The organism is Acidovorax sp. KKS102 (genome assembly GCF_000302535.1).
GTDB lineage: Bacteria > Pseudomonadota > Gammaproteobacteria > Burkholderiales > Burkholderiaceae_C > Acidovorax.
Genome location: NC_018708.1, coordinates 2,769,072 through 2,781,286, shown reverse-complemented (window position 1 = coordinate 2,781,286; position 12,215 = coordinate 2,769,072). Strand labels below are relative to the sequence as shown.

Annotated in this window: 10 protein-coding genes; 1 reads left to right on the top strand and 9 read right to left on the bottom strand. The window is 66.3% G+C overall.

Annotated elements, in window-relative coordinates; genetic code table 11:
* Nucleotide 1: 1 nt before the first annotated feature.
* The 6 genes from C380_RS12750 to kdpF all read right to left on the bottom strand — a co-directional run bounded on the left by C380_RS12750 (nt 2) and on the right by kdpF (nt 8,172).
* On the bottom strand, nt 2-712 hold the full coding sequence (locus C380_RS12750; RefSeq protein WP_015014267.1) for a response regulator: 711 nt from the start codon (nt 710-712) through the stop codon (nt 2-4).
* 21 nt (nt 713-733) lie between these two features.
* Nucleotides 734-3,460 carry a DUF4118 domain-containing protein gene (locus C380_RS12745; protein ID WP_043565396.1) on the bottom strand — a complete coding sequence of 909 codons (2,727 nt, stop codon included), beginning with the start codon at nt 3,458-3,460 and terminating at the stop codon, nt 734-736.
* A 67-nt stretch (nt 3,461-3,527) separates the two neighbouring features.
* Nucleotides 3,528-4,145: a potassium-transporting ATPase subunit KdpC gene (gene kdpC / locus C380_RS12740; protein ID WP_015014265.1), complete on the bottom strand. Its 618-nt coding sequence runs from the start codon at nt 4,143-4,145 to the stop codon at nt 3,528-3,530.
* A gap of 53 nt (nt 4,146-4,198) precedes the next feature.
* Nucleotides 4,199-6,265 (bottom strand): potassium-transporting ATPase subunit KdpB, encoded by a 2,067-nt coding sequence (gene kdpB / locus C380_RS12735; RefSeq protein ID WP_015014264.1) that lies wholly within the window; start codon nt 6,263-6,265, stop codon nt 4,199-4,201.
* Between the two features lie 21 nt (nt 6,266-6,286).
* Entirely contained in the window at nt 6,287-8,080 is a 1,794-nt protein-coding gene (kdpA, locus tag C380_RS12730) for a potassium-transporting ATPase subunit KdpA (RefSeq protein WP_015014263.1), read from the bottom strand.
* A complete protein-coding gene (kdpF, locus tag C380_RS12725; protein ID WP_043565393.1) occupies nt 8,077-8,172 on the bottom strand; it encodes a K(+)-transporting ATPase subunit F in 96 nt (31 codons plus the stop codon). Before kdpF ends, kdpA begins: the two co-directional genes overlap by 4 nt.
* A 492-nt stretch (nt 8,173-8,664) precedes the next feature.
* Between kdpF and C380_RS12720 the strand changes: the two genes are divergently transcribed.
* The gene (locus tag C380_RS12720; protein WP_015014262.1) at nt 8,665-9,567 is read left to right on the top strand and encodes a DMT family transporter; all 903 of its coding nucleotides are present in this window, start codon (nt 8,665-8,667) and stop codon (nt 9,565-9,567) included.
* A 22-nt stretch (nt 9,568-9,589) separates the two neighbouring features.
* Here C380_RS12720 and C380_RS12715 read toward each other — a convergent pair whose 3' ends face one another.
* The 3 genes from C380_RS12715 to C380_RS12705 form a co-directional block, all read right to left on the bottom strand.
* Complete coding sequence (locus C380_RS12715; protein ID WP_015014261.1) at nt 9,590-10,756, bottom strand: pyridoxal phosphate-dependent aminotransferase; 1,167 nt, start codon at nt 10,754-10,756, stop codon at nt 9,590-9,592.
* A gap of 65 nt (nt 10,757-10,821) precedes the next feature.
* A complete protein-coding gene (locus C380_RS12710) occupies nt 10,822-11,763 on the bottom strand; it encodes a CysB family HTH-type transcriptional regulator (RefSeq protein WP_015014260.1) in 942 nt (313 codons plus the stop codon).
* A gap of 73 nt (nt 11,764-11,836) precedes the next feature.
* The gene (locus C380_RS12705; protein WP_015014259.1) at nt 11,837-12,208 is read right to left on the bottom strand and encodes a sirohydrochlorin chelatase; all 372 of its coding nucleotides are present in this window, start codon (nt 12,206-12,208) and stop codon (nt 11,837-11,839) included.
* Nucleotides 12,209-12,215: the final 7 nt, after the last annotated feature.

Genomic DNA, 12,215 nt, shown 5'->3' with positions numbered 1-12,215 from the left:
GTCAGGGTACGAACCGGTACCCAATGCCCGCCTCGGTTCGCAAATGCCGGGGCATCGAGGCGTTGTCCTCCACCTTCTTGCGCAGGTTGGCCATGTGCACGCGCACGTAGTGCGTGTCTTCCGCATGGCCTGGGCCCCACACGGCCTTGAGCAACTGGGCGTGGGTGATGACGCGGTCGGGCTGGGAGGCCAGGTAGGTAAGCAGCTTGTATTCGATGGGCGTGAGATGCAGGGCTTCGCTGCCATCGCTACCTGCGCTGCGCTCCACCGTGCGGCGGGCCAGGTCCACGGTGATGGGGCCGAACTGGATGACGGGTGTGGCGTCGGCGCCGGATGCCCTTTGGCTGCGCCGCAGTTGCGCGCGTACGCGGGCCATCAGTTCGCCCGAACCAAAGGGTTTGACCAGGTAGTCGTCGGCCCCAGCGTCCAGCGCCGCGATCTTGCTGGCTTCGGCGCTGCGGGCCGAGAGCACGATGATGGGCATGGCCGACCAGGTGCGCAGGTCGCGGATCAAATCGACGCCGTCGCCATCGGGCAGGCCCAGATCCAGCACCACCAGGTCGGGGCGGCGGGTGCCGGCCTCGATCAGGCCGCGCTGCAGGGTGGCGGCCTCGTGCACGGTGTGGCCTTCGGTCTCCAGCGTCAGGCGCACAAAGCGGCGGATATCGGCTTCGTCTTCGACGATGAGGATGTGGGTGGGCAGGTCTGTCATGGGGATTGCGGGGCCGCGCGGTCAAACTTCGCTGGTGGTGTCTGCATCGGTGCCTAGGTCGGTGGGCGGTGTGCCGCGTGGCAGCAGCAGCGTAAAGCGCGCACCTGCAGGCTGGCCCTGGGCGTTGTGGATCGTATCGCCCCGGATGCTGCCGCCGTGCGCCTGCACGATGGCGCGGCAAATCGCCAGCCCCAGGCCCACACCGGGCGTGGCGCTTTCGCGGGTGCCGCGCTCGAACTTTTCAAACAGCAGTTCTTCGCGCCCTTTGGGCAGGCCGGGGCCTTCATCGGTGAGGGTCAGGGCCACCGCGTCGCTTTGGGGCTGCGCGCTGATGTGGATGGTGGTGTCTGCGGGGGTGTACTTGGCGGCGTTTTCCAGCAGGTTGACCAGCACGCGCTCCATCAGCACGGCATCGATCTGCAGCAATGGCAGGTCGTCGGGCAGAGTCACTTCGACCCGGTGCGCCGCGATGGCGGGGGCGCTGGCGGCCAGGGCGCTGCCCACCACTTCTTCCAGCGGCTGCCAGGCCTTGTTGAGCTGCACGGCCCCGGCCTCCAGGCGGGCCATGTCCAGCAGGTTGTTGACCAGTGCGCTCATGCGCTGGGCGGATTGCTGGATGGCGCCGGTCAGCTCTTGTTGATGAGCAGGCAGGGGCGGCTGCACCATGGCCAGCGATTCGGCCAGGCCGACCAGCGAGGCCAGCGGCGTGCGCAGGTCGTGCGAGATGGCCGAGAGCAGCGAGTTGCGCAGCCGCTCGGACTCGATCTGCACGGTGCTCTTTTGCGCCACGTCGATGTAGTGGATGCGTTCGAGCGAAATGGCCAGCAGCGAGGCGCAGGTTTGCAACAGGCGGCGCGGTTCTACACCGGGTACCTGGCCTTGTGGCATAGCCACTACCAGCACGCCACGGATGCGCATGGGCGCCTTGAGCGGCAGCACCAGCGTGGGGCTGGAGTGCAAGGTGTCCGTGCCACGGCCTGCGGGCTCGCCGCGCTCAAACGCCCATTGCGCCACGGCCATGTCCACGGGGGCGGTGCCTCCGGGCAGCACCTGCAGGCGGTTGTCATCGTCGGCCACCACCAGCGTGCTGCCTGCGCTGAACTCGCCCGTGATGAAGCGTGCGCCAATCTCGGCCACCTGTTCGGGCAGCAGGGCGGCAGACAGGTCACGCGCCATGTCGTACAGGCTGCGCACGCGGTGTTCGCGGTCGGTGGCGGCCTCGGCCTGTACCTTGAGCCCGGCGGTGAGCTGGCCCACCACCAGGGCCACCACCAGCATCACGGCAAAGGTGACGACGTACTGCGCGTCGCTCACCGCAAAGTTGAAGCGGGGCGGCACAAAGAAGAAATCAAAAAACCCCACGCCCAGGAACGCCGCCATGATGGCCGGGCCGCGACCAAAGCGCAGCGCCACCCCCACCACCACCAGCAAAAACAGCATGACGATGTTGGTCAGCTCCAGCACATTGGCGAGCGGTGTGGCAATGACGGCGGCAATGCAGCAGGCCAGGGCGGCGGCGATGTAGCCGGGCCAGAATGCGGCGCGGGGGGCTGCTGTGCTGGTGCGGGGGGCTTTGCGGTCTGTAGCGGCGTCCCGGCCAGGCAGTGTGCCCACCTGCAGCAGGTCCAGGTCGCTGGCACTTTGTCCGATCTGCTCGGCCAGCGTGGCCTGCCAAGGCCAGCGCCGGGTGCTGCGCCCCATGACCACACGCACCAGGTTGTGTTCGCGCGCATAGCGCACCAGGGCCTGGGCGGGCTGCGCGGCGGGCAGCACGGCGCACGCGGCGGCGCCTAGTTGCTGGGCGATTTTTAGCGTGCGCTCCACCTGCGGGTGCAGAGTGGCCGACTGGCCTTGCTGCTCGGGCGTCTCCACATGCACGGCGTGCCAGGGCAGGTCGAGCTGGGCGGCCAGGCGGGCGCAGCTGCGCACCACTTTTTCGGCGTTGTCGCCCGTGCCCACGCAGGCCAGCAGGGCCTCGCGGTTGGGCCACACGGCCTCTGGCGTGGTGGTACTGGCGCGGCGGTAGGCGCGCATTTCGTCGTCCACCCGGTCGGCGGTGCGGCGCAGGGCCAGCTCGCGCAGGGCCAGCAGGTTGCCTTTGCGAAAGAAGTTGGCGGCGGCGCGCTCGGCCTGCTGGGGCAGGTAGACCTTGCCAGCTTTGAGGCGCGCCAGCAGCTCGTCGGGCGGCAGGTCGACCACCACCACTTCGTCGGCAGCGTCAAAAAACTGGTCGGGCACCGTCTCCCACACGCGGATGCCGGTGATGCCGCTGACGATGTCGTTCAGGCTCTCCAGGTGCTGCACGTTCATGGTGGACCACACGTCGATGCCTGCGGCCAGCAGCTCTTCGGCGTCTTGCCAGCGCTTGGGGTGGCGCGATCCGGCCACATTGCTGTGGGCCAGCTCGTCCAGCAGCACTAGGCCCTCGGGGTTCGCAGCGCCCCAGGCCAGGGCGGCGTCCAGGTCAAACTCGGGCAGGGTGCGGTCTTTGTAGGGCAGGGCGCGCAGCGGCAGGCGCGGCAGGTGGGCGGTCAGCGCCTCGGTGTCGGTGCGGCCATGCGTCTCGACCACGCCGATGGTGACGGGCAGGCCCTGCGCTTGTGCGGCCCTTGCCGCCGACAGCATGGCGAATGTCTTGCCCACGCCCGCACAGGCACCGAAGAACACCTTGAGCCGCCCGCGCTGCTGCTGGGCCTGCTCTTGCTGGATGCGCTGCAGCAGCGCGTCGGGGTCGGGGCGATCCTGCATGGGCACAGTGTACTCGTCGATTTTGAATCAAATTGGCCCCTGGCGCTTGTCCAACAAGCGCTAGCAGCTATTGTTTTGGTAGCGATTCGAGCGCGAGGTTCAAGGCGAGAACGTTCACACGCGGCTCGCCCAGCAGGCCCAGCCAGGGGCTTTCGGTGTGCTGTTGCACCAGGGCTTGCACCTGCGCCAGCGGCAGGCCACGGGACTTTGCCACGCGGGCTGCCTGGTAGTCGGCAGCGGCGGGGCTGATCTGCGGGTCCAGCCCGCTGGCCGATGCGGTGACCAGGTCCACGGGCACAGGGCGGGTGTTGCCGGGGTCCGCAGCACGCAGGGCCTCGATGCGGGCCTTCACGGCATCTACCAGCGCAGGGTTGGTGGGGCCTTGGTTCGATCCGCCCGACGCCGCTGCGTTGTAGGGCATCGGTGCCGTGGCCGAAGGGCGGCCCCAGAAGTGGCCGGGCTCGGTGAACGACTGGCCGATGAGCTCGGAGCCTACAGTCTTGCCACCCTGGGTGATCAGGCTGCCATTGGCCTGGTGGGGGAACGCGGTCTGCGCCACGCCGGTGACGAGCAGCGGGTAGAGCAGGCCAGTGATGAGGGAGAGCACGACAAACAGCGTGAGGGCGGGGCGCAACACGCCGCCGGTGCTGGCAGGCACGTCGTCGCGGGGAATGCGGATAGGCATAGGATTTTCCCTTTCAGTCATTCGGTGGGCTATGTCTTTGGATGGGGCTCGGCTCAGGTCAGGCCAGTCGCTGCCAGCACCATGTCAATCAGCTTGATGCCAATGAACGGCACCACCATGCCCCCCAGCCCGTAAACGGCCAGGTTGCGGCGCAGCAGCGCGGCGGCACCCACAGCGCGGTAGGCCACGCCCTTCAAGGCCAGCGGGATTAGGAAGATGATGATCAGCGCGTTGAACACCACGGCCGACAGGATGGCCGACGAGGGGCTGGCCAGGTGCATGAAGTTCAGCGCCGACAACTGCGGGTAGGTGGTGACAAACGCCGCCGGGATGATGGCGAAGTACTTGGCGATGTCGTTGGCAATGCTGAAGGTGGTGAGCGAGCCGCGTGTCATCAGCATCTGCTTGCCGGTCTCCACGATCTCGATGAGCTTGGTGGGGTTGCTGTCCAGGTCCACCATGTTGCCCGCCTCCTTGGCGGCCTGGGTGCCGGTGTTCATGGCCACGGCCACGTCGGCCTGGGCCAGGGCGGGCGCGTCGTTGGTGCCGTCGCCGGTCATGGCCACCAGTTGGCCATTGGCCTGGTAGCTGCGGATGAGCTGCAGCTTGGCCTCGGGCGTGGCCTCGGCCAGGAAATCGTCCACACCCGCCTCGGCGGCAATGGCGGCGGCTGTCAGGCGGTTGTCGCCGGTCACCATCACGGTCTTGATGCCCATGCGGCGCAGTTCGGCAAATCGCTCCTTGATGCCGCCCTTGACCACGTCTTTGAGCTCCACCACGCCCAGCACATGGGCACCATCGGCCACCACCAGGGGCGTGCTGCCACGGCGGGATACGTCGTCCACCGCCGTCTGCAAGGCGGTAGGAAAGCGTCCGCCCAGTGCCTCCACATGCTTGCGGATAGCGTCTGCTGCACCTTTGCGCAGCAGGCGCGGGCCGGGCAGGTCCACCCCGCTCATGCGGGTCTGGGCCGTGAAGTGCACGAACTGGGCGCCCATGGCCTCGATGTCGCGCTCGCGCAGGTTGAACTTCTGCTTGGCCAGCACCACGATGCTGCGGCCTTCGGGGGTTTCGTCGGCCAGTGATGCGAGCTGGGCGGCATCGGCCAGGGCCGCATCGGTCACGCCGGGGGCAGACACGAACTGGCTGGCCTGGCGGTTGCCCAGGGTGATGGTGCCGGTCTTGTCCAGCAGCAGCACGTCCACATCACCTGCCGCCTCCACGGCGCGGCCCGAGGTGGCGATCACATTGGCCTGCATCATGCGGCTCATGCCTGCCACGCCGATGGCGCTGAGCAGACCCGCGATGGTGGTGGGGATCAGGCACACCAGCAGGGCCACCAGCACCACCAGGCTCACCGGCTCGCCCGCACCGCTGGCCTGCACGCTGAACAGCGAGAACGGCAGCAGCGTGACCACCACACCCAGGAACACGATGGTCAGCGCCACCAGCAGGATGGTCAGCGCGATCTCGTTGGGTGTCTTGTGGCGCTTGGCGTTCTCCACCATGGCGATCATGCGGTCCACAAAGGTCTCGCCGGGGTTCACGGCCACGCGCACCACGATCCAGTCGGACAGCACGCGGGTGCCGCCCGTCACGGCCGAGAAGTCGCCGCCCGATTCGCGGATCACCGGGGCGGATTCACCGGTGATGGCGCTTTCGTCCACCGAGGCCACGCCGTCGATCACCTCACCATCGGCAGGGATGGTGTCACCGGCTTCGACCAGCACCACATCGCCTTTGCGCAGGTGGGCGGCTTCCAGGGGCAGCCAGGTCATGGCGGTGCGTGGGGTGGTGCGGTCAAACTGGCCGTCCAGCTTCTTGGCCCAGGTCTGTTTCTTCAGGCCGCGCAGCGATGCTGCCTGGGCCTTGCTGCGGCCTTCGGCCATGGCCTCGGCAAAGTTGGCGAACAGCACGGTGAACCACAGCCACAGCGCGACTGCGGCGGTGAAGCCCTCGGGCTTGCTGGCGGCCAGTGCGGTGGTGAAGGCGCTGCCCACGTACACCACAAACATCACCGGGTTGCGCCATTGCACGCGCGGGTCCAGCTTTTTGAATGCCTCCAGCAGCGCGGGGCGCACCAGGGCGGGGTCGAACAGGGTCATTGTTTTGCGAGTCATCACAATCTCCGTGCCATTTCTTCAGCGTGTGGTCAGCACCAGGTGCTCGACCACCGGGCCCAGCGCCAGGGCGGGCACATAGTTCAGCAAGCCCACCAGCAGCACCACGCCTGCCAGCAGCGCCACAAACAGCGGGCCGTGGGTGGGCAAGGTGCCATCGGTGGCGGTAGCGCGCTTCTTGGCGGCGAGGGACCCGGCCATGGCCAGCACCGGCACGATCACGCCAAAGCGGCCCAGCCACATGGCCACCGCCAGCAGCACGTTGAAGAAGGGTGTGTTGGCCGACAGGCCCGCAAAGGCGCTGCCGTTGTTGTTGGCGGCAGAAGACAGCGCGTACAGCACCTGGCTGAAGCCGTGCGCGCCGGGGTTGGAGAGACCTGCGCGGCCTGCCTCGCTCATCGCCGCCACGGCGGTACCGAGCAATACGAGCAACGGCGTGACGAGGATGGCGATGGCAACGAGCTTCATCTCATGCGTCTCGATCTTCTTGCCCAGGTACTCGGGCGTGCGGCCAATCATCAGCCCGGCGATGAACACCGCCATGATGGCGAACACCAGCATGCCGTACAGGCCCGAGCCCACGCCGCCAAACACCACCTCGCCTATCTGCATCAGCACCATGGGCACCATGCCGCCGAGGGGTGTGAAGCTGTCGTGCATGGCAATCACTGCGCCGCAGCTGGCGGCCGTGGTGATGACGGCGAACAAGGCCGAGGTGGCGATGCCAAAGCGCGTCTCCTTGCCTTCCATGTTGCCGCCGGCCTGCAGGGCGCTGGCAGTTTGGTCTACACCCAGCGATGCCAGCAGTGGGTTGCCTTGCTGCTCGAAGGCGGTGGCAGCTACCACGGCGACCACAAACAGCAGACTCATCGTGGCCAGAATCGTCCAGCCCTGGCGCTCATCGCCCACCATGCGGCCAAACACCAGGCACAGCGCGGCGGGGATGAGGAATATGGCCAGCATCTGCAGCAGGTTGCTGGCGGCCGAGGGGTTCTCGAACGGGTGGGCCGAGTTGGCGTTGAAGAAGCCGCCACCGTTGGTGCCCAGCATCTTGATGGCGAGCTGTGAGGCCACGGGGCCCATCGCCAGGGTTTGGGTGGTTTGTGTCGCAGGCTCGGTGACCGGGGCACCTTGCGCGTCCAGCACTGGCTGCCCGGCAGCATCCAGCTTGGGGGCTTCGTAGTGCACGGGCTCCAGAGTCTGCACCTCGGTATAGGGCGACAGGTTCTGGATCACGCCCTGGCCTGCAAACACCACGGCCAGCACCAGCGACAAGGGCAGCAGCACCCACAGCGTCGCACGGGTCAGGTCGGCCCATACGTTACCGATGGATTGTGCAGAGTGCCTTGAAAAGCCACGCACCAGCGCGATGACCACCACCAAGCCCGTCGCGGCAGACAGAAAGTTCTGCACCGTCAGCGCCAGCATCTGCGTGAGGTAGCTCATGGTGCTCTCGCCGCCATAGCCTTGCCAGTTGGTGTTGGTGACAAAGCTGATGGCGGTGTTGAAGGCCGAATCGGGTGCCACCGCAGCCATGCCCTGAGGGTTGAGCGGCAGCACGGCTTGCCAGCGCTGCAGCGCATACACGGCCAGCACGCCCAGGCCGTTGAACACCAGCAGGCCCTGCGTGTAGCGCAGCCAGCCGGTTTCTTCATCGGGCCACACGCCTGCCAGTCGGAACAGCGGGCCTTCCAGCCTCCGTCCCAGCGCAAAGCGGCCCGCCATCACGGTGTCGATGTAACGCGCCAGCGGCCAAGCCAGCGCCAGCAGCAGTGCGATAAACACTGCCAATTGCAGCCAGGCACCGGTGCTCATGAAAAGTCCTCCGGCCGCAGCAGCACGGCGATCAGGTACACCAAAAGGCCTGCAGCCAGCACGGCCGCCAGAATCATCCAGCCGCTGGTCATGACCGTCCCCCTTGTGCCTGGCGTTGCAGCAGCGCGCAACCCTTGGCCAAGCCATAGACGGCCAGCCAGAGCAGGCCTCCCACCGCCATCAATATCCAGTCCATAGCGTCCTCCTTGAGACATGGACCGATGCTAGGAACGGCCGCATCAAGATGGGCGCAAGAGTGCGGTGTGGGGTATCAAGATCGCATCAAGATGCGCGGGCGCCAGGCCAGGTGGGCAGAAAGATGTGTGGTAGTTTGCTATTGAATTTGTAGCTTCATACGCATGATATTCAAGCGCTACAGACCGTTTCTATTCAAAGTGTTGCCTTGAAGCGCGGGTTTGCCGGTTCTCGCACTGGCTTCGGGCGTCTGCGCGCTGGGCAGGTGTGGCGCACCTTGAGGTCTGTCCGTTCTCCCAATGGTTCATAAGAGAACGCTCGCATCGGCCTGAAGCAAAGGCGTGTGCAAGGTGCGATCATCCCCACCCTGCATCACGCTTCTTTCCTCCATGACCCAGGCCACACCGCTCCGTTCCAGCGCTTCCAGTCCGCTCGATTCCCTCGTCCCTCTGCTGTTTGTGGCGCTCTGGAGCACTGGCTTTATCGGCGCCAAGCTGGGGCTGCCGTATGTGGAGCCGCTGACCTTTCTGGCGCTGCGGTTTGCCATTGTCATCGTGCTCATGCTCGCGGTGGTTGCCGTGGCGCATGCGCCGTGGCCGCCGTCGGGCAAGGCTTGGTTGCACATCGGTGTGTCGGGCCTGCTGGTGCACGGCGTGTACCTGGGCGGTGTGTTCATCGCCATTGGGCATGGGCTGCCATCGGGCATCACGGCGCTGGTGGTGGGGTTGCAGCCGCCGCTGACAGCCCTGGTGGCCGGGGCTTTGCTGGGCGAGAAGGTGCGGCCTGCCCAATGGGCGGGCCTGGCCCTGGGCTTCACCGGCGTGGCGCTGGTAGTGGCCGGCAAGGTGGCTACCGTGCCGGCGGGTGCTTTGCTGGGCATGCTGCTGCCAGCGGTGGTCGCGCTGCTGGGCATCACGGCGGGCACGCTGTACCAGAAGCGGTTTTGCCCCTCGTTCGACTTGCGCACGGGCTCTGTCATTCACTACCTGCCCTGTGCCGTGGCCATGGCCGCCGTCGCCTACGCCACCGAATCCATGACCATATCGTGGACCGGCGAGTTTGTGTTTGCGCTGGGCTGGCTGGTGCTGGTGCTGTCGCTTGGCGCCGTGAGCCTGCTGAACCTGCTCATCCGCCGGGGCGGCGCGGTCAATGTGGCCAGCCTGTTCTACCTGACCCCGCCCACCACAGCGCTGATCGCCTGGGCCATGTTTGGCGAGACGCTCAGCGGCTGGGCGCTGGCCGGGATGGCGCTGGCGGCTGCGGGGGTGTGGCTGGCGCGGCAGACGAAGTAAGAGCCCTGGAGGGCCCTGCGGATCAGAGCTTGCGCAGCCGCTCCAGCGCGGCGCGCAGCGTCTCGTCCTTCTTGGCGAAGCAGAACCGCACCACACGCTGGTCAAACCCGTCGCCATAAAACGCTGACAACGGAATCGCGGCCACGCCCACCTCGCGGGTCAGCCATTGGCAGAAATCGGCCTCGTTCAAATCACTGATCGCCGAGATGTCCACGCACTGGAAGTAGCTGCCCGTGCTGGGCAGCAGCTTGAAGCGTGAGCCCTCCAGCCCCTGACGGAACAGGTCGCGCTTGGCCTGGTAGAACGCGGGCAACTGCAGGTAGGGTGTGGGGTCTTGCAGGTAGGCGGCCAGGCCGTGCTGCACGGGGGTGTTGACGGTGAACACGTTGAACTGGTGCACCTTACGGAACTCGGCCGTCAGCGCGGCGGGGGCGGCCACGGTGCCGACCTTCCAGCCGGTGACGTGGAAGGTTTTGCCAAAGCTGGACACGATGAACGCACGGGCCGCCAGGCCTGCAAAGCGTGCGGCGCTCTGGTGCTCGGCGCCGTCGAACACCATGTGCTCGTACACCTCGTCGCTGATGAGCAGGATGTCGGTGGGCGCGAGCAGGTCTTCGAGCTGGCGCATTTCCTCGGCCGTCCAGATGGTGGCGCTGGGGTTGTGCGGGCTGTTGATGAGGATGGCGCGGGTGCGGGGCGTGATGGCCGCGCTGATCTTGGCGAAGTCAGGGCGGAAGGTGCCGGGCGTGAGCGGCACGCGCACGGCCTTGCCACCGGCCAGCTCGATGTTGGGCACATAGCTGTCGTAGCAGGGGTCGAGCACGATCACCTCGTCGCCCGCGTGCACGATGGCCAGGATGGCGGTGATGATGGCCTGCGTGGCGCCCGCGGTGATGGTGATTTCGGTGTTGGGGTTGTAGGCGCGGCCGTGCAGCGCCTCGATCTTGCGGGCCACGGCTTCGCGCAGCATGGGCACCCCGGTCATGGGCGGGTACTGGTTGTGGCCGGCCTGCATGGCGGCCGTGACGGCGTTCACCAGCTCGGGCGCGCATTCAAAGTCGGGGAAGCCCTGGCCCAGGTTGACGGCCTTGTGCTCTGCGGCCAGGGCGGACATCACGGTGAAGATGGTGGTGCCGACGTTGGGCAGCTTGCTGGGGAAGGCGGGTGTGCGGGCGGTGTTGGTGGTCATGGCGCAGCAGCTTGAAATGCGGGGAAATTCGGTAAGAGTGAGGGGCTTCTGGTGGGGAGCGCAGGTCAGAGTTCGTAGTCGTTGACATGGCCCGTCATCGCGCGGGCAATCAGTTCGCGGCTCAGGCGGTCGCTGAGCAGCTCGGCAAACTTGTAGACAAAGTTGCGCAGATAGGCGCCGCGCTTGAAGGCCACGCGGGCCACGCTCTGGCCAAACAGGTGGCCCACGGGGCGCACGGCGAGGTCGCCCACCGGGTCATCGCGCATGGCCATTTCGGCCACGATGCCAATGCCCAGGCCCAGGCGCACATAGGTCTTGATCACGTCGGAGTCAATGGCTTCGAGCACGATGCGGGGCGTGAGCTTGCGCGCTGCGAAGGCGTGATCGATCTTGCCCCGGCCGGTGAAAGAAGGGTGGTAGGTGATCAGGGCCTCATGGGCCAGGTCGTCCAGGCCAATGCGTTCTTTTTTCGCCAGCGGGTGGTCGTTGGGCACCACCAGCACATGCTGCCATTCGTAGCAGGGCAGGGTGACGAGTTCGGGGTAGTCCGCCAGGGATTCGGTGGCCATGCCGATCTCGGCCACCTCGTCGATGATCATGCGGGCCACTTCGTGGGGCGTGGCCTGGTGCAGGCTCACGTTGACCTTGGGATAGGCCTCGCGCAGCCGCGCCACGGGCACCGGCAGCACGTAGCGCGCCTGGGTGTGGGTGGTGGCGATGCTGAGGGTGCCGCTGTCTTGTGCGCTGAACTGCTCGCCAATGCGCTTCAAGTTACCCACCTCGCGCATGATGACCTCGATGCTTTTGAGTACATGCTGGCCGGGCTCGGTGATGCGCTTGAGGCGCTTGCCGTGGCGGGCAAAGATGTCCACGCCCAGTTCTTCTTCCAGCTCGATGATGGCTTTGGAGACGCCCGGCTGCGAGGTGTGCAGGGCCTTGGCGGCCTCGGTCAGGTTGAGGTTGCGGCGCGCAGCCTCTTGAACGAAGCGGAATTGGTGCAGATTCATATCGAATATTGCCTAAAGGATTGCATCATTATGCTGCAATCGTCTAAGCAAACGGACCGCACTCTCGGAAATTTCAGATCGGCGGGCTTTCGCAGGCGATCTCGGCCATCAGGGCCGTCATGCGGGGGTCTTCTCCGATGGCTGTCTGCACATGGAATTGAACTCCAGGATGTGCGGTGCGCAGCTCTTGCACCAGCAAGGGCAAGTCCTCACGCGCATGTTTGCCGGTGCCCAGGAACATCGGAACCACTGTGACAGCGGTGGCCCCATCGGCCACCAGTTGCCGGACGGCGTCTGGCAGGGAGGGTCCACACAGTTCCAGGTAAGCGCAGATAGCCTGGCGGCCAGGGCTTTGCGCCGCAATGCGCGTTGCGACTGCCTCCATAGGGGCGCGCCACAAGGGGTCGCGGGACCCGTGGGCAAACAGGACGATGGCTTGGGTCATGGGGCGA